15 protein-coding genes are annotated in these 16,908 nt (G+C 48.4%); 13 read left to right on the top strand and 2 right to left on the bottom strand.

Going from position 1 to position 16,908, the window contains the following annotated elements:
* The first annotated feature begins 61 nt into the window (after positions 1–61).
* The 13 genes from murD (at position 62) to mutT (ending at position 16,082) form a co-directional block, all read left to right on the top strand.
* Positions 62–1,423, top strand: a complete 1,362-nt coding sequence (gene murD / locus B067_RS0116820) for a UDP-N-acetylmuramoyl-L-alanine--D-glutamate ligase (protein ID WP_019531256.1) — start codon at positions 62–64, stop codon at positions 1,421–1,423.
* Positions 1,424–2,671: a putative lipid II flippase FtsW gene (gene ftsW / locus B067_RS0116815; protein WP_019531255.1), complete on the top strand. Its 1,248-nt coding sequence runs from the start codon at positions 1,424–1,426 to the stop codon at positions 2,669–2,671.
* On the top strand, positions 2,668–3,753 hold the full coding sequence (murG, locus tag B067_RS0116810) for an undecaprenyldiphospho-muramoylpentapeptide beta-N-acetylglucosaminyltransferase (protein ID WP_019531254.1): 1,086 nt from the start codon (positions 2,668–2,670) through the stop codon (positions 3,751–3,753). Before ftsW ends, murG begins: the two co-directional genes overlap by 4 nt.
* Positions 3,743–5,185 (top strand): UDP-N-acetylmuramate--L-alanine ligase, encoded by a 1,443-nt coding sequence (gene murC, locus B067_RS0116805; protein ID WP_019531253.1) that lies wholly within the window; start codon positions 3,743–3,745, stop codon positions 5,183–5,185. The genes murG and murC overlap by 11 nt, the downstream gene beginning before the upstream one ends.
* The gene (locus B067_RS0116800) at positions 5,175–6,092 is read left to right on the top strand and encodes a D-alanine--D-alanine ligase (protein WP_019531252.1); all 918 of its coding nucleotides are present in this window, start codon (positions 5,175–5,177) and stop codon (positions 6,090–6,092) included. Before murC ends, B067_RS0116800 begins: the two co-directional genes overlap by 11 nt.
* Complete coding sequence (locus tag B067_RS20780; RefSeq protein WP_019531251.1) at positions 6,092–6,859, top strand: cell division protein FtsQ/DivIB; 768 nt, start codon at positions 6,092–6,094, stop codon at positions 6,857–6,859. The genes B067_RS0116800 and B067_RS20780 overlap by 1 nt, the downstream gene beginning before the upstream one ends.
* 66 nt (positions 6,860–6,925) lie before the next feature.
* A complete protein-coding gene (ftsA, locus tag B067_RS0116790) occupies positions 6,926–8,167 on the top strand; it encodes a cell division protein FtsA (protein WP_026244741.1) in 1,242 nt (413 codons plus the stop codon).
* A gap of 76 nt (positions 8,168–8,243) precedes the next feature.
* Positions 8,244–9,404 carry a cell division protein FtsZ gene (gene ftsZ, locus B067_RS0116785; RefSeq protein WP_019531249.1) on the top strand — a complete coding sequence of 387 codons (1,161 nt, stop codon included), beginning with the start codon at positions 8,244–8,246 and terminating at the stop codon, positions 9,402–9,404.
* A 125-nt stretch (positions 9,405–9,529) separates the two neighbouring features.
* Positions 9,530–10,441, top strand: a complete 912-nt coding sequence (gene lpxC / locus B067_RS0116780; RefSeq protein WP_019531248.1) for a UDP-3-O-acyl-N-acetylglucosamine deacetylase — start codon at positions 9,530–9,532, stop codon at positions 10,439–10,441.
* Positions 10,442–10,640: 199 nt separating this feature from the next.
* A complete protein-coding gene (locus tag B067_RS0116775; protein WP_019531247.1) occupies positions 10,641–11,567 on the top strand; it encodes a M23 family metallopeptidase in 927 nt (308 codons plus the stop codon).
* Between the two features lie 120 nt (positions 11,568–11,687).
* A complete protein-coding gene (secA, locus tag B067_RS0116770; RefSeq protein WP_019531246.1) occupies positions 11,688–14,417 on the top strand; it encodes a preprotein translocase subunit SecA in 2,730 nt (909 codons plus the stop codon).
* A 36-nt stretch (positions 14,418–14,453) separates the two neighbouring features.
* Positions 14,454–15,674, top strand: coding sequence for a bifunctional glutamate N-acetyltransferase/amino-acid acetyltransferase ArgJ (argJ, locus tag B067_RS0116765; protein ID WP_019531245.1), 1,221 nt, complete (start codon positions 14,454–14,456; stop codon positions 15,672–15,674).
* 9 nt (positions 15,675–15,683) lie between these two features.
* Positions 15,684–16,082: an 8-oxo-dGTP diphosphatase MutT gene (gene mutT, locus B067_RS0116760; protein ID WP_019531244.1), complete on the top strand. Its 399-nt coding sequence runs from the start codon at positions 15,684–15,686 to the stop codon at positions 16,080–16,082.
* A 3-nt stretch (positions 16,083–16,085) separates the two neighbouring features.
* On the opposite strand, the gene yacG is transcribed toward mutT, so the two are convergent.
* Entirely contained in the window at positions 16,086–16,283 is a 198-nt protein-coding gene (gene yacG, locus B067_RS0116755) for a DNA gyrase inhibitor YacG (RefSeq protein ID WP_019531243.1), read from the bottom strand.
* A gap of 10 nt (positions 16,284–16,293) precedes the next feature.
* Complete coding sequence (gene coaE, locus B067_RS0116750; RefSeq protein WP_019531242.1) at positions 16,294–16,908, bottom strand: dephospho-CoA kinase; 615 nt, start codon at positions 16,906–16,908, stop codon at positions 16,294–16,296.

The following is a 16,908-nucleotide window of genomic DNA, read 5'->3' as shown; positions in this document are numbered from 1 at the left end:
TTACGGTAAGAAATTGTGTTTAAAGTCACTTAAGAAGATACGTTAAAGGGAAAAAGAGTTAGTGCAAATTATCGCTAAAGACAATCACTATGTAGTCGTGGGCTTAGGCCTTACTGGGCTATCCTGTGCGCGTTATTTGGCGAGCCAAAATATTCCCTTTTCGGTGGTGGATAGCAGAATGCAGCCGCCGGGTTTGGCGCAGCTGCAAAAAGAATTACCCGATGTCACCATAAGTTTAGGTGCTATTAGCGATGAGGCCTTGGCTAATGCCAATGAACTCATTATTAGCCCAGGGGTATCTTTAGCGGAGCCTGCCATACAGCGCGCGATAGACGCGGGCGTGGCGTATTGCGGCGATATCGATTTATTTAGGCGTGTAGTCAAAGCCCCGATTATCGCTATTACCGGCTCCAACGGTAAAAGCACGGTGACAGCCTTGGTGGGTGAAATGGCCATAGCTGCCGGTAAAAAAGTGGCGGTGGGCGGCAATATAGGTGTGCCCGCTTTGGATTTATTGAGCGAGCCTGAGCCCGATCTTTATGTATTGGAATTATCCAGTTTTCAATTAGAGCGCACACAGCCGTTGAATGCGGAAGTGGCTACCGTGCTAAATATCAGTGCCGATCACATGGATAGATATAGCGATATAGCCGCCTATCATAGAGCTAAGCATCGCATCTTTTTTGGTTGCCAGCAGGTAGTGGTGAATTGCTCTGATACTTTATCTAAGCCCTTAGTTCACGATGAGGTCAAGCAATGGCACTTTGGTTTAGGTCAACCCGACTTTAAAGGCTTTGGTTTAATCAAAGAGGACGGACAAGAATTTCTAGCGTTTCAATTTGAAAAGCTAATGCCGGTAACAGAGTTAAAAATTGTTGGTAGGCACAATATAGAAAACGCCTTGGCCGCTTTGGCCCTAGGTCATGCTGCGGGCTTGCCTTTTGCGGCCATGCTTAGCGCGCTGCGTGATTTTTCCGGTCTGGCTCATCGCTGCCAGTTTGTAACAAGCATTGCCGGAGTGAAATATTACAACGACTCCAAAGCTACTAATGTGGGTGCCGCGCTGGCTGCGATAGAAGGTTTAGAGGCTAGTGTTGAAAAAATAATCTTGATCGCGGGCGGCGAAGGCAAAGGTGCCAGCTTTGATGATTTACTAGCGCCGGTGCAGCGCGCCTGTAGGGCGGTAGTGGTGATAGGAGCAGAGGCTGAGACGTTGTCCCGTTTATTATCACCAGCAGTGAACGTAGTTAAAGCCGTTACTATGGCCGAGGCCGTAGCAACTGCGAAAACTCTGGCTAAAGAAGGTGATGCCGTCTTGTTGGCGCCGGCCTGCGCCAGTTTTGATATGTATAACAACTATCAGCAGCGCGGTGACGATTTTTGTACTGCGGTCACCAGCTTAAAAAACAAGAGTGTGCATTGAATGATGACGACTCTAGCCAAAAACACAGCGCTAAAAAGCAAAGCTACAGAGAAAAAATCTGGTAGCCAAGGCGCCTTGGCGATAGCCGCAGCCGATGGGCAGGCGGTTTCAGTTCGTGTTTTGGCAGGCTGTATAGTGGCATTAATATTAATTGGTTTTGTGGCGATGAGTTCGGCCTCTATAGAGTTTGCGGCCTACCAATACGGCAATCCATTCTTCCATATTACGCGTTACGGATTTCATTTGGCTGTGGCGCTAGTGGGCGCCATGTTGGTGTATAGAGTGCCCATGAATGTATGGGAGCGCTGCAGCCCATTATTATTATTCGCCGCCTTTATTTTATTGACGATGGTGTTAATTCCTGGGGTGGGTCGTGAAGTGAATGGCAGCCGCCGCTGGTTAAGCTTGGGCGTGTTAACACTACAGGCTTCAGAGTTGGCTAAAGTGTGTGTGATTTTATATTTGTCGGGTTACTTAGTGCGTAGGCAGCAAGAGCTGCGCGCCAGTTGGACAGGGTTTGTTAAACCTATGGCAGTGTTGTTTTTTATCACCCTGCTCTTAATGCTAGAGCCAGACTTTGGTGCCACCGTTGTTACTGTAGGCACGGCTTTTGGTATGTTGTTTTTAGCGGGTGTGAAGCTGGGGCAATTCTTATTGGTGATTTTAAGCTCGTTAATGGCCTTGGTATTGTTGATTGCAACATCGCCTTATCGCTTGCAGCGTTGGTTAGCTTTTTCTGACCCCTGGGCCGATGAGTTTAAATTCGGCAGTGGTTACCAGTTGACGCAATCACTCATTGCCTTCGGCCGCGGCGAATGGTTTGGCGTGGGCTTAGGTAACAGCATACAAAAATTATTCTTCTTGCCAGAGTCGCACACTGACTTTGTGTTTGCCATTTATGCAGAAGAGTTTGGTGTTGTCGGCTCGTTATTGTTGTTGGCTTTGTTTGCGGCATTGATTATGCAAATTTTAAAATTAGGTAGATTGGCTGAGCAAATGTTGAAGCCTTTCCATGCTTATGTGGCTTACGGTATAGCGCTGATGTTGAGTAGCCAAGTGTTTATCAATATAGGTGTGAACACGGGCATGCTGCCCACTAAGGGTTTAACGCTACCTTTTTTAAGCTATGGCGGCAGCAGCTTAATTGTGTGCTGCGCCTTAATGGCGATGGTATTTCGTATCTATGCCGAGTTGCATCAAGGTGCGGCGACAGTGAGTCATAAAAAACAACGCGAGGTGGCAACATGACTGCGCCGGCGGTGTTAATTATGGCTGGTGGGACCGGTGGCCACGTATTCCCAGCATTAGCCGCGGCAGAATGTTTGCGTGCGCAAGGCGTGCATGTGGAATGGTTGGGCACGGCTAAGGGTATAGAGTCGCGCTTGGTACCTGAAGCGGGCATAACATTAAATCTATTAAGTGTGTCGGGTTTGCGTGGCAAGGGAGTGATAAGTTTATTAAAAGCGCCTTGGCAGTTGCTGTGCGCGTTGCGGCAGGCGCTGCAAGTTTTACGTCGCCTAGACCCTGTTTGTGTCTTGGGTATGGGCGGTTTTGTCGCAGGCCCTGGCGGTTTGGCCGCTTGGTTAACCGGTAGGCCCTTAGTGATACACGAGCAAAATGCAGTGGCGGGCACCACTAATCGCTTATTGGCCCGTTTCGCAAAAGTGGTATTAACAGCCTACCCCATTAATTTGGGCGGTGATAAAGGCCGCTATATCGGTAACCCGGTGCGCGATGAAATTGCGCAGATAGTTGAGCCTGCGTTGCGCTGGCAGGCCAGGAAAAATAAGCCGCTGCATGTATTGGTGCTAGGCGGTAGCTTAGGTGCTAAAGCGATCAATGATGCTTTACCGCCGGCCCTAGCGCAGTTGAGTAATAAGGCTGGGGTTGAGGTGTGGCATCAAACCGGTAATGCCCATATAGAAGCGGTTAAACAGGCTTATGGGCAGCTGGGGCTTAGTGTTAAAGCCGAAGCTTTTATAGAAGATATGGCAGCGGCCTATAACTGGGCCGATGTGGTGATTTGTCGAGCGGGGGCGTTAACCGTTGCTGAATTAACTGCCGCCGGCGTGGGCAGCTTATTAATTCCCTTGCCCCATGCCATAGACGATCATCAAACTGAAAACGGCCGTTGGTTGGCAAGTAATGGCGCGGCTATGTTATTGCCGCAAACTGAATTAAACCCTGAGCTGCTAGCGGAAAAAATTAAGCACTGGGCGCTCAATAAAGAGCAGTTACTCAATATGGCGACAGCCGCAAGATGTTTAGCTAAAAACAATGCAGCTATAGATGTTGCCACAACCTGTATGGAGTTTGCTCATGCTGGGTAATGAAGCGGCCTTCGTGGTGCCAGAAATGCGTCGTATTAAGCGCATACATTTTGTAGGTATAGGCGGTGCCGGTATGTGCGGCATAGCTGAAGTGTTATTGAATATGGGTTATAGCATTTCCGGCTCTGATATACAGGTTTCAAAAAATACTGCCAGATTACAGGATATGTGTGCCGATATTTTCATCGGCCATCAGGCTAGCAATGTCGAAGGTGTGGATGTAGTGGTGTGTTCTAGCGCAGTCAACGAACAAAATCCAGAGGTGATAGCCGCTAGGGCGGCACGTACGCCTATAGTACCGCGGGCCGAAATGCTGGCAGAGTTAATGCGTTATAGGCACGGCATTGCGGTAGCGGGTACCCACGGTAAAACCACGACTACAAGTTTGATTACGTCTATATTTGCCGAAGCCAAACTAGACCCCACCTTTGTGATTGGCGGCTTGGTGAACAGCGCCGGCACCAATGCGCAGTTGGGTGAAAGCCGTTATTTAATCGCCGAAGCCGATGAAAGTGATGCCTCATTTTTACATTTGCAGCCCATGATTTCGGTAATCACCAATATAGAAGCCGATCATATGGCCACCTATGACGGTGATTTTGAAAAACTAAAGCAAACCTTTGTGGAGTTTTTACATAATCTGCCTTTTTATGGCATGGCAGTGTTGTGTATAGATGACGATGTGGTGCGCGAGTTAATGCCACAAATTAGCCGCGCTATTTTAACCTACGGCTTTAGTGATGATGCAGATTATCAAATTATCAATGTGGTCAAGCGCAATAGAGTTACCGACTTTGAAGTGCTGAGGAAAAACGGCAAAGGCACTCTGTCGCTAACCATTAATATGCCTGGCGATCACAACGTATTGAATGCCACAGCTGCCATAGCGGTAGCCTGTGACGAAGGCATCGATGACTCAGCGATATGTCGCGGGGTAGAAAACTTTCAAGGTGTGGGTAGGCGTTTTCAAGTCTACGGTGATTACCCTATCACAACCGGCAATGTCACCTTGGTTGATGATTATGGCCATCACCCCACCGAGGTGGCCGCCACTATTGCCGCGGCTAGGCAAGCTTGGCCGGAGAGACGTTTAGTGATGGTGTATCAGCCGCATCGTTACAGTCGTACCAAAGATTTATACGAAGATTTTGTGCGGGTGTTGTCAGAGGTCGATTGCCTGCTGTTGCTGGAAGTTTACTCCGCGGGCGAGAAAGCGGTAGCGGGTGCAGACAGCCGCAGCCTGTCGGGCACTATCCGTAATCGCGGCAAGGTAGACCCTATTTTTATCGCCAATATCAACGACATCAGCGACGAATTACAGCGGGTGTTAAAAGATGGCGATGTGCTACTCACTCAGGGCGCAGGCAACGTCGGCGTATTAAGCGCGGCGCTAGCGGCCAGCCAATTAAAGGGGCCTATCAATGTTAGCTGAACGTTTAAACAGCCCCGTTGCCGTGTTGCTGGGCGGCACTTCTGCCGAGCGGGATATCTCACTGCAAAGTGGCAATGCCGTGCTGCAAGCTTTGCACAACAAAGGCATAGCGGCAGTGGCCCTAGATACCGCCGAGTCGGGCTGGGTGCAAGAGCTTATAGAGCACTATCAACATGTGTTTATTGCCTTGCATGGTATTAACGGCGAAGACGGTACAGTACAAGGCTTATTGGAAATGTTAGGGATTAGCTATACCGGTAGCGGCGTCATGGCCTCAGCTCTGGCCATGGATAAAATGCGCTGTAAACAATTGTGGGATGGTGTAGGTCTGCCCACCGCCGAGTTTGCTCACTTGCAAGCGGATAGCGATTGGCAGGATTTAATGGCGCAATGGGGCGAGGCCATGGTTAAGCCCGCGCACGAAGGATCTAGCCTAGGCATGGCGAAAGTGAATAGCGCTGAGCAATTAGAGCAGGCCTATCACTACGCCTCGCAATATGACGCTGTGGTGATAGCCGAGCGCTGGATTAAGGGTGCCGAATTTACCGTGGCGATCTTGGCCGGGGTGGCTTTACCTCCTATACGTTTAGAAACAGCAAACAGTTTTTACGATTATGAAGCCAAATATATTTCCAACGATACCAAATATATTTGCCCCTGCGGTTTGGCTGAGGAGCAAGAGCAGCTGCTTAAACAATTAGCCGAACAGGCTTTTGTCAGCATAGGCTGTACTGGCTGGGGCCGGGTAGATTTTATGCAGGATGAGCAGGGTAACTTTTATTTATTAGAAGTTAATACCGTACCGGGTATGACCAGTCACAGTTTAGTGCCTATGGCCGCAAAAGCGGTGGGGATGAGCTTTGATGATTTAGTAGAAGCTATTTTAGCCTTGAGCGTAGAGCCATAATGCAATTCTTAAAGCCTAAAAAACAACGCGGTGCTGTTAGCAAAGGCCCCCCTAAACCTTCCAAGGCAAGCTTCCCTTGGCGGCGTTTGCAGTCTGCATTGTTTGTGGCGGCGTTGTTGCTGCTAGTGGGCGGCTTATATCAGGGCGGTATGCATATTATTAACCAGCCCATAGATAAAGTGGCGGTAAGCGGCGAGCTTAGGTATGTCAATAAAGAAAAAGTTATTGCCGAAGTTCGCCCCTTTTTACAGCAGGGTTTTGTGCGCATAGATATGGCGGCCATACGCAAGCAGTTACAAAAACTTCCTTGGGTTTATGAGGTAAGAGTGCAGCGCTTATGGCCCAATGAAGTGGCGATTAACATTGTTGAGCAGCAAACTATAGCGCAGTGGGGTGAGCGAGGTTTTTTGAATCACCGCGGCGAACTATTTAAGCCTAAACCCATGGTTAAGGTGCCGGGGCTGCCTTTATTGGCCGGCCCCGATGAGAGCAGTAAAACCGTGATGGCTAATTATCGTGCGGTAGGCGAGTTGCTAAGACATCAGGGTTTGGAGTTAGAACGTTTTCAGTTAAATACTAGGGGCGGCTGGCAGGCCACCTTACGAGGCGGTGTAACGCTGAGTATAGGTCGCGATCAGTTGATGGAAAAAATGCAGCGCTTTGCTTATGTCTATCAAAAAACCTTAGCGAGTAACTTGGCATCGATTAAAAGCATAGACATGCGCTATAGCAATGGCTTGGCGGTGAGCTGGCGTGAGCAAACATAAGAGAGCTGTAAACATGGTTAAAAGTAACAGTGTTGATAAAAAAACGATAAAGAGGAGTGTGCGCTGATGAGCAGCTCATCAAATAGCAAGATGATAGTCGGCTTAGATATAGGTACCTCAAAAGTGGTGGCTATAGTCGGCGCGGTAACCAGTGATGGTGAGCTGGAAATTGTTGGCATAGGTTCGCATCCCTCTAGAGGTTTAAAGAAGGGTGTGGTGGTGAATATAGAATCCACCGTGCAATCAATACAACGTGCTATAGAAGAGGCAGAGCTAATGGCGGGCTGCCAAATACACTCGGTGTACGCGGGCATAGCCGGCAGCCATATACGCAGCTTAAATTCTCACGGCATAGTGGCTATACGCGATCGCGAAGTGTATCCCTTGGACTTGGAAAGAGTGATAGATGCAGCGCAGGCGGTAGCGATACCTGCCGATCAAAAAGTACTACATATATTGCCGCAGGAATACGTCATAGACACGCAAGAGGGTATTAAAGAGCCTTTGGGTATGTCGGGCGTGCGTTTAGAAGCCAAGGTACATTTAGTGACTTGCGCAGTAAACGCGGCTCAAAACATAGAGAAATGTATACGCCGCTGTGGATTGGAAGTGGAAGATATTATTTTAGAGCAGTTGGCTTCTAGTTATGCGGTGTTAACCGATGACGAAAAAGACCTAGGTGTTTGCTTGGTAGATATCGGTGGCGGCACCACAGATATTGCCATTTTTACTGAAGGCTCTATACGTCACACCGGTGTTATTCCTATTGCTGGTGATCAGGTAACGAATGATATTGCCATGGCTTTGCGCACGCCTACGCAACACGCTGACGAGATTAAAATTAAATACGCTTGTGCCTTAACGCAGTTGGCGGGCGCGGATGAATCTATCAAAGTGCCCAGCGTGGGCGATAGGCCGCCTCGCGAACTATCACGGCAAGCATTAGCGGAAGTGGTAGAGCCGCGCTATGACGAATTGTTTACCTTAGTGCAGGCAGAGTTACGCCGCAGTGGTTACGAAGATTTAATCGCTGCCGGCATAGTGTTAACCGGCGGCACCTCCAAAATGGAAGGAGTGGTTGAGTTAGCCGAAGAGATTTTCAACACACCGGTACGCATAGGCTCGCCACAGAATATCAGCGGCCTTACCGACATAGTCCGCAACCCGATTTACTCTACCGGTGTGGGCTTATTAATATACGGTTTAAAGCAGCAGGAGCCGGGGGCGATTAGAAGTCGCTCAGCGAACACGACAAACAATACGGGCAAAATGAGCCGTATTAAAGAATGGTTTAAAAATAATTTTTAATTTTTTAATTAATGTAAAAAAGTTACTCATGCCAACATTGGTTGGAATCGGTAAAAACAAAAAAGGGAGAAGGAAAATGTTTGAACTCGTTGATAATGTGCCCCAAAGCGCAGTCATTAAAGTAATTGGTGTAGGCGGTGGCGGCGGTAATGCTGTGCGTCACATGATAGATTCGGGTGTGTCTGGTGTAGATTTTATTTGCGCCAATACCGATGCTCAGGCTTTAACGGATTTAGCTTCTTCGACGGTTTTACAGTTGGGAGGCAACATCACTAAAGGTTTGGGCGCAGGCGCCAATCCGGAAGTGGGTAGGCATGCAGCTTTAGAAGATAGAGAGCGCATAGCCGAAGCCATACACGGTGCCGATATGATTTTTATTACCGCTGGCATGGGTGGCGGTACCGGTACCGGTGCGGCACCGGTAGTTGCTGAAGTGGCTAAAGAGATGGGCATCTTAACGGTAGCTGTAGTGACGCGTCCCTTCCGTTTTGAAGGTAAGAAGCGCATGAAGATTGCCGATGAGGGTATGCTGGAATTACAGCAGCATGTGGATTCACTTATCACTATTCCTAACGAAAAATTGTTAGAAGTGTTAGGTAAAAACACGCCGTTAATCGAAGCCTTTAAAACCGTTAACAATGTATTACTAGGTGCGGTGCAGGGTATAGCGGATTTGATTATCAACCCAGGCCAAATCAACGTCGACTTTGCAGATGTGCGCACAGTGATGTCAGAAATGGGTATGGCGATGATGGGTGCCGGTTCGGCTCGCGGTGAAAATCGTGCCCGTGAAGCGGCAGAAATGGCTATACGCAGCCCCTTGCTGGATGATATTAATCTGGAAGGTGCGCGCGGTATTTTAGTTAATATTACTGCTGGTCCTGATATGTCTCTGGGTGAGTTTGCTGAGGTCGGTGACATTATTGAAGCGTTGGCCTCTGAAAATGCGACTATAGTTACCGGTACTGCGATGGATCCAAGCCTGGGCGACGAGCTGCGGGTGACTGTGGTAGCGACGGGTTTAGGTGGTCATCAATCGATGGCTAAGCCAGAAAAAGTAGCGGATACTAAGCCTTTAGAGGTGGTGAACCCCGACTATAGCAAGCTGGATAGACCTACGGTGATGCGCACTAGCGGTGCTAACGCACTTAAGCGTGAACACAGCGTGGCCCCTAGCGAAGATAGAGATATGGAATATTTAGACATTCCAGCATTTCTACGTCGCCAAGCCGATTAAACGTAGAGCTGGGCAATATCACTGAGGGTTTGGCGATACTATTGAACTCTGGTAGTATTCGCGCCTCAAAATCCGGGCCTCGCATGTGGCGTATGCCACAGACGAATAGCTGAGCAAAAGTAGCCATGATTAAACAGCGTACCTTAAGAAATGCAATCCGTGCCACCGGCGTAGGCCTGCACACGGGTGAAAAGGTGTACCTAACCTTATTACCTGCCCCTATAGACACGGGGATTGTATTTCGTCGCACCGATCTTGATCCTGTGGTCGAAATTCCTGCGCGCGCAGAGAATGTCGGCGATACCACTTTATCAACCACCTTAATACAAGATGGCGTGCGTGTTTCAACGGTAGAGCATTTACTGTCGGCTATGGCAGGCTTGGGTATAGATAACGCCTATATAGAGCTAAGTGCGGCCGAAGTGCCCATTATGGATGGTAGTGCGGGCCCTTTTGTCTTCCTGATTCAGTCAGCGGGTATACAAGAGCAAGAAAAGGCCAAGCAGTTTATACGCATTAAACAACCGATATCGGTAGAAGATGGCGACAAAATAGCCAGCTTCCTCCCTTTTGATGGCTTTAAGGTGTCATTTACTATCGATTTCGATCATCCGGTATTTCGCGACCGCAAGGCCAGTGCCGAATTAGATTTTTCCAGTACCTCTTTTGTGAAAGAAGTTAGCCGTGCCAGAACCTTTGGTTTTATGCATGAAATTGAATACCTGCGCTCCAAGGGCCTGGCCCAAGGCGGCAGTGTAGACAATGCTATTGTGGTTGATGAGTACCGCATCCTCAATGAAGATGGCCTGCGTTACGAAGATGAGTTTGTTAAGCACAAGGTGCTGGACGCTATTGGTGATTTATATTTATTGGGCAATAGCTTGATAGGTGAGTTTAAAGCCCATAAATCTGGCCATGCCCTTAATAATGCTTTGTTGCGCAGCCTAATCGCCAAGCCAGAGGCTTGGGAAGTAGTGACTTTTGACGATAAAGACACTGCCCCCATCTCTTATATGGCCCCCGTTTCGGCGGTATAAACCCCTATAAACCACGGTTGATGGGCTTTTGTTATAGCGTGAGCTACTAGGCAAAAGCTGCTTTAGCTGTCGGCTTTTTGGGTTATAAGTTGGTAATTGCGGCATTTATATGCCATATTTGCACGCAATTCTGGGTTAGTAGTACTCAGCTAGCCCCGTGGCTGGTCAATAAAAGAAGCCAATAAAACAGCACATACTTATGAAAGTTATCATTGTTAACGATAAACATGCTGAGTCTAAAACTCTTTCCCTAGGGTTGTGGACGCGCACCCTGCTGTCGCTATGTTTATTGGGCGCGCCTTTGGCTACCGGTATTTATGTAGGTTACCAAGCGGGTCACGATGATGAAGTTTTAGATCACAGCGCGCTGCAATTGTTAAAAGATCGCAGTGAGCAGCAGCAGCAAGAGCTTAGTGATGCCAAGCGGCAGGCCGAGCAACAACTGCAAGCCCTAACCCTACGCATGGCCGAGCTACAATCGCGGCTGGTGCGCTTAGACGCTCTGGGCGAGCGCGTTACCACCATCGCCAAGTTAGACAAAGGCGAATTCGACTTTAGCCAAATGCCCGCTCTGGGTGGCCCCGAAACCGATGACTTGGGCCAAAGCTACTCGCAAACCGATTTTGTTAGCAATATGGACGAGCTGTTGGCCAAGGTTGATGACCGTGCCCAGCAGTTAGAAATATTAGAAACACTATTAGCTAATCGCAAAATTCAAGACGATATCTTCCTCGCTGGCCGACCTATCAAAAAAGGTTGGATGTCTTCTCGCTTTGGTCATAGGGCCGACCCGTTTACTGGCCGCGCTGCTATACACGAAGGGGTAGATTTTGCTGGCAAAGAAGGCTCGGCAGTTATCTCTGTAGCCGCAGGTGTAGTCACCTGGGCTGATAAGCGTTACGGCTATGGCCAAATGGTAGAAGTTAACCACGGCGGTGGTTATGTTACCCGCTATGGCCACAATAAAGAGCACCTAGTAAAGGTGGGCGATATTGTTAAGAAAGGCCAAGAGATTGCTCTAATGGGTAGTACTGGCCGCTCTACTGGCCCCCATGTTCATTTTGAAGTCTATAAGCACGGTCGCGCCGTCGATCCAGCTGCATATATACATCGCACCAACCGATAGTTTTGCCTCTCTAGCTAATTCTTAGCAGTTTCTTCTGATATATCTTATCTGGCTATGCCTGTCGCGACGACTGTGACAAAGATATATTCTCAGCCACACAACATTTTAATAGTGAAAGTTATGATTGGTAATGTTCTTAAAAAAGTATTCGGCAGTAAAAATGACCGTGAATTAAAGCGCATGAGCAAAACGGTTGAGCTCATTAATGCGCAAGAGGAGGGTCTAAAGGCTTTAGATGACAGCCAGTTACAAGCCAAAACCGACGAATTTAAAAAACGTTTAGAGCAAGGTAGTAGCCTGGATGAATTATTGCCTGAGGCGTTTGCGGTAGTGCGTGAGGCTGGCCGTCGAGTAATGGCTATGCGCCACTTTGATGTGCAAATGATAGGTGGTATTACGTTGCACCAGGGGCGTATTTCTGAAATGCGCACCGGTGAAGGTAAAACATTAATGGCGACCTTGCCGGTATACCTCAACGCTATAGGCGGCAAAGGTGTGCACGTGGTTACTGTCAATGATTACTTGGCGCAACGGGATGCCGAGTGGATGCGCCCTCTGTATAACTTTTTAGGTTTGAGCGTGGGAGTCGTGGTTTCTGGACAGGATAGCGAAGCCAAGCGCGCGGCCTATGCGGCTGACATTACCTACGGCACCAATAATGAATATGGCTTTGATTATCTGCGCGATAACATGGCGTTTTCTAAAGAGGATAGATTTCAGCGCGGCTTAAATTTTGCCATTATCGATGAGGTGGACTCGATACTCATAGACGAAGCACGTACTCCTTTGATTATCTCTGGCCCAGCCGAAGATAATTCTGCCTTATACAAACGCATTAATCTCTTTATCCCTAAGCTAGAGGAACAGATAGATGTAGAGGGAGATGAAGAGCAGGAAGAAACCGGCCACTATAAAATTGATGAAAAGACTAGGCAGGTAGAAATGACTGAGGCCGGTCATTTATTTGTTGAAGAGCTATTGATTAACGATGGTTTACTGGCAGAAGGTGAGAGCCTGTACTCGGCCACTAATTTATCTTTGTTGCAGCATGTTTACTCAGGCTTGCGGGCCCATAAATTATTCCATCGTGATGTGGAATATATTATTGAAAACCGCCAGGTGGTGCTAATCGATGAGCATACTGGCCGCACCATGGCTGGCCGTCGTTTATCAGAGGGTTTGCACCAAGCCATAGAGGCAAAAGAGGAGTTGGAGGTGCAAGCCGAAAGCCAAACCTTAGCCTCTACTACCTTCCAGAACTTTTTCCGCCTATACAATACCTTATCGGGCATGACCGGCACCGCCGACACCGAGGCTTTTGAATTTCACCAAATTTATGGTTTGGATGTGGTAGTCATACCTACTAACGTGCCCATAATCAGAAAAGATTTAAATGACCTAGTGTATTTATCTTTGGAAGAAAAATACCAGGCCATAGTGGATGATGTTAGAGAGCTGGTAAAAAAGGGCGCACCTATTTTAGTGGGTACGGCGTCGGTAGAAACGTCGGAAGCGCTATCAACTTTATTTAAAAAATCCAAAATCGATCACAAAGTGCTAAACGCCAAATACCATGAGCAAGAAGCCAGCATTATTGCCCAAGCGGGTAGTCCTGGGGCAGTCACTATCGCTACCAATATGGCGGGTCGTGGTACTGATATCGTATTGGGTGGCAGTGTAGACGTAGAAATTGCCGCGGTGGACGATCCCAGCGAAGCGCAGATAAAAGCATTGCGTGATGCTTGGGCCCTGCGCCATAAAAAAGTAATAGAAGCGGGCGGCCTGCATATTATAGGCACCGAGCGTCATGAATCACGGCGTATAGACAACCAGCTGCGTGGCCGTGCCGGTAGGCAAGGTGACCCAGGGTTATCGCGTTTTTATCTATCTATGGATGATAGTTTAATGCGTATTTTTGCTTCTGAGCGAGTAAAAATGTTTATGCAAAAATTGGGCATGGAAAAGGGTGAGGCCATAGAGCACAGCATGGTTACCAACTCTATAGAAAAAGCCCAGAAGAAAGTAGAAGGCCGTAACTTTGATATCCGTAAGCAATTATTAGAATACGATGATGTTGCCAATGATCAGCGTCAAATTGTGTATCAGCAGCGGGTAGAGTTATTAGAAGCTGAAGATATACACGACACCATAGAAGCGATACGCGAAGATGTGGTGCATGATTTAGTGAGTGAGTATATCCCTCCACAAAGCATAGAAGAGCAGTGGGATGTTCCCGGTTTAGAAAACCGCTTAGAGACCGAATTTGCTACGGAGTGCCCAATACAAGAATGGCTGGATAGCGACGACCAGTTACACGAAGAAAGCCTGCGGCAAAAAATTCTCAGCGCGGTAAAAGCTAGCTACGATCAAAAAATGGCTGAGATAGGCGACGAGCTACGCCAAGTTGAAAAACATATTATGTTGCAGGTGCTGGATGGCTTGTGGAAAGAGCATTTGGCGACTATGGATCATCTGCGTCAGGGCATACATTTGCGTGCCTATGCACAGAAAAACCCCAAACAAGAATATAAGCGCGAAGCGTTTGAGTTGTTCCAAGAAATGTTGGTTAACTTAAAGTTTGAGGTGGTGAAGTTTTTATCTCATGTGCGTATACAACATGAAGATGAAGTTAAAGCTTTAGAAGAGCAGCGTCGCAAAATCGAAGCCATGCAGCAAATGGAGTTTAACCACCCCAGTGCTGATTCCGGTTTGGTTGGCGATCAAGCTGAGCAGGCCGATGAACAGGAACCCTTTGTGCGCGAAGGCCGTAAAGTGGGTCGCAATGAGCCTTGCCCTTGTGGCTCGGGTAAGAAGTTTAAACAATGTCACGGTAAATTAGCTAACGCATAAAGCGTGGGTAACGTGTAATAGTGTGGAGTATTGAAAATGGCTGTTGGGTCTGGAAACTTGCCAGAGTTACACGATGTTGAAGGTTTTCGTTTAGGTATAGCCAGTGCCGGTATTAAAACGCCCGGCCGCCGCGACCTAGTAGTAATGGAAATTTGTGCCGGTGCCAGTGTCGCGGGCGTGTTTACCCAAAATGCCTTTTGTGCGGCACCAGTACAAGTGGCCAAACGTCACATCGCAGCAGAAGCGTCACGCTATCTATTAGTCAATACCGGCAATGCAAATGCCGGTACCGGCGCGCAGGGTGTTACCGACAGCGAGCAGTGCTGCGTCTTCTTGGCGGAGCAAGCGGGTGTTATCCCAGAGCAGGTTTTACCCTTTTCTACCGGCGTGATTGGCGAATTATTAGACGTAAGTAAAATAGCGAAGGCGATTCCTCAGGCGATAGCCGATTTAAAACCTGATAATTGGGTGGCGGCTGCCGAAGGTATTATGACTACCGATACCCGTCCAAAAGCCGCCTCGCGCCAATTTGAATTGGCTGGCGCTACGGTTAACGTCACCGGCATTGCCAAGGGCGCGGGCATGATCAAGCCAAATATGGCGACCATGCTAGGTTATATCGCCACCGATGCTGCCGTAGACCAAGCCCTATTAAATAAAATGGTGCTAGAAGCCAGCAACCTATCCTTTAACCGCATCACCATCGATGGCGACACCTCCACTAATGATGCCTGCATCTTAGTGGCTACTGGCAAAGCTGCATTGGCTCCACTCAATAGTGAAGAAGATGCTTTGTATCAACCTTTGATGGATGCGATTTGCAGTGTCTTTATAGAATTAGCACAAGGTTTGGTGCGCGATGGTGAAGGCGCCAGTAAATTCGTGACGGTTAAGGTTGTCGGCGGTAAAACCGAACAAGAAACCTTGGCGGTGGCGTTTACCGTGGCGGAATCGCCTTTGGTGAAGACAGCGCTATTTGCCAGCGACCCAAACTGGGGCCGTTTACTGGCCGCCATAGGCCGCGCCGGCGTTGAAAATCTTGATGTTAATAACGTCAGCGTGCAATTGAATGAGGTGTTAATTGCCGAACATGGCTGCCGTGCTGCCAGCTATACCGAAGAGCAGGGGCAGGCGGTAATGGATAAAGAAGAAATCACTATCACGATAGATTTAGCGCGAGGCGAGCAACACAGCACGGTGTGGACGACGGACTTGTCGTACGACTATGTGCGTATCAATGCCGATTACCGCAGCTAGCTTGCCAGTATGAGCCAGCCAGTGCATGTTGCGGTGGGCGTTATCGTTAACGCCCAACAGCAAATTCTTATTGCGTTACGCCACGACAGCAGCCATCAGGGCGGCTTGTGGGAGTTTCCCGGCGGTAAGGTGGAAGCTAACGAGAGCGTGCAGCAGGCGCTGATTAGAGAGCTGGAAGAGGAGTTAGGCATTAATGCCCAGCGCTTTCAGGCTTTAACCCAAATACACCACGATTACGGCGATAAAACGGTGCATTTAGATGTGTGGTGGGTGACTGCGTTTAGTGGCGAGCCAGTAGGGCGTGAAGGCCAGCCACTTAAATGGGTGGCTGCAGCTGAGCTTACGGATTTTGATTTCCCCAAGGCGAATACGCCTATTATTGATGCGGTGTTACAGTCGCTTAGCTAAGCGCTAATCCTGTGGCGGCAAGTCACCGGATAATAAATCGTCATACACCGAATTACCGCCTATCAAATTTTCCTCATTGGCCCAGGCCACAAAATCTTTATCTTTGCAGCTCTGTGCGCAAAAGGGGCGGTAGGGGTTATTAGTATCCCACTGTAGTTTACGTTTACAGCTGGGGCATTCTATTGTCAGTGCATTAGTCATGGTGATGGCTTTACAGTTGCGGGCTAAGGGTTAAATACTCGGTGTGTAGTGTAGCAATTTTTTGCTGCAGTGCGGCAACATCCTCGCTGTTATCGATCACATCGTCGGCAAGTTTTAGGCGCTCTTGCCTAGAGGTTTGGCTGTCGATAATGCGCTGTATTTGTTCGCGGTTGTTATTGTCGCGGTTACTGGCACGCTCTAGTTGCAAGGCGACAGGTACGTCAATCACTAGTATGCGATCACAGAGTTGTTGTTGATCGGTTTCTAATAATAAAGGCGATACAAAGAGAGTATAGGGGCTGCTAACGTTGGCTAATTGCTCTGTGATGTTTAAGCGAATTAGCGGGTGTAGTAGTTGCTCTAGCCAGGTTTTTTGTTCGGGGCTTTGAAAAATAATATCGCGTAATTGAGCGCGATTGAGTTCGCCATCAGGACGTAAAATGCTGCTGCCAAAATGCTCACTGATACGCGCCAAGGCGGGGCTGCCCTTGGCGACGACGAGCCGCGCCACTTCATCCGCATCAACAATATCTATGCCCAGCTGCTTAAAATAATCGCTGGCAGCGGTTTTGCCGCTACCTATGCCGCCAGTCAGGCCAATGATTAACGGGCGCGATGTACTCAC

The organism is Dasania marina DSM 21967, from assembly GCF_000373485.1.
In the GTDB taxonomy this organism is placed as follows: Bacteria; Pseudomonadota; Gammaproteobacteria; order Pseudomonadales; family Dasaniaceae; genus Dasania; species Dasania marina.
This window is presented reverse-complemented; position numbering and strand designations above follow the sequence as displayed.

Coding starts and splice junctions, on each gene's coding strand:
- ftsA (WP_026244741.1), top strand. CDS start 6,926: ATGAGCAGCTCATCAAATAGCAAGATGATAGTCGGCTTAGATATAGGT.
- B067_RS0116800 (WP_019531252.1), top strand. CDS start 5,175: ATGTTAGCTGAACGTTTAAACAGCCCCGTTGCCGTGTTGCTGGGCGGC.
- mutT (WP_019531244.1), top strand. CDS start 15,684: ATGAGCCAGCCAGTGCATGTTGCGGTGGGCGTTATCGTTAACGCCCAA.
- yacG (WP_019531243.1), bottom strand. CDS start 16,283: ATGACTAATGCACTGACAATAGAATGCCCCAGCTGTAAACGTAAACTA.
- ftsW (WP_019531255.1), top strand. CDS start 1,424: ATGATGACGACTCTAGCCAAAAACACAGCGCTAAAAAGCAAAGCTACA.
- secA (WP_019531246.1), top strand. CDS start 11,688: ATGATTGGTAATGTTCTTAAAAAAGTATTCGGCAGTAAAAATGACCGT.
- lpxC (WP_019531248.1), top strand. CDS start 9,530: ATGATTAAACAGCGTACCTTAAGAAATGCAATCCGTGCCACCGGCGTA.
- B067_RS0116775 (WP_019531247.1), top strand. CDS start 10,641: ATGAAAGTTATCATTGTTAACGATAAACATGCTGAGTCTAAAACTCTT.
- ftsZ (WP_019531249.1), top strand. CDS start 8,244: ATGTTTGAACTCGTTGATAATGTGCCCCAAAGCGCAGTCATTAAAGTA.
- murG (WP_019531254.1), top strand. CDS start 2,668: ATGACTGCGCCGGCGGTGTTAATTATGGCTGGTGGGACCGGTGGCCAC.
- murC (WP_019531253.1), top strand. CDS start 3,743: ATGCTGGGTAATGAAGCGGCCTTCGTGGTGCCAGAAATGCGTCGTATT.
- argJ (WP_019531245.1), top strand. CDS start 14,454: ATGGCTGTTGGGTCTGGAAACTTGCCAGAGTTACACGATGTTGAAGGT.
- B067_RS20780 (WP_019531251.1), top strand. CDS start 6,092: ATGCAATTCTTAAAGCCTAAAAAACAACGCGGTGCTGTTAGCAAAGGC.